General features: G+C 64.8%; 1 protein-coding gene. It reads left to right on the top strand.

The genetic code is table 11. The features are described from left to right. Positions 1–359: integrase core domain-containing protein (locus ACT3TZ_RS15295; protein WP_444584265.1), on the top strand; the 359-nt coding region annotated here is incomplete at its 5' end. Positions 360–383: the final 24 nt, after the last annotated feature.

Below are 383 nucleotides of genomic sequence, written 5' to 3'. Positions count from 1 at the left end.
CAGTCTCACCAGGGAATTTGATCCATCACAGCGACGCGGGATCCCAGTACACCGCCATTCGACTGACCGAGCACCTCGCCCTCGAGGGCATCGCCCCGTCGATCGGGACCGTCGGCGACGCATATGACAACGCGCTGATGGAGACGATCAACGGGCTCTACAAGACCGAGTGCATCCGCACGACCGTCTTCCACTCCGGGCCGTTCCGGACTCTCGCGGACGTCGAGTTCGCGACCGCCGGCTGGGTCGACTGGTACAACAACCGCCGCCTCCACGGCACTCTCGGGATGCTCACCCCGGTAGAGTCCGAGACGCTCCACTACGAGGCCCTCAGCCGAGAGCCCGAACCCGCAAAGTAGCGGCAGAGAACCCGGGCCGATTCA

Origin of the sequence: Brachybacterium sp. AOP25-B2-12, assembly GCF_052378625.1 — a bacterium.
GTDB lineage: Bacteria > Actinomycetota > Actinomycetes > Actinomycetales > Dermabacteraceae > Brachybacterium.
The sequence above is the reverse complement of the archived record's forward strand: the minus strand, read 5'-3'. Positions and strand labels throughout refer to the sequence as shown.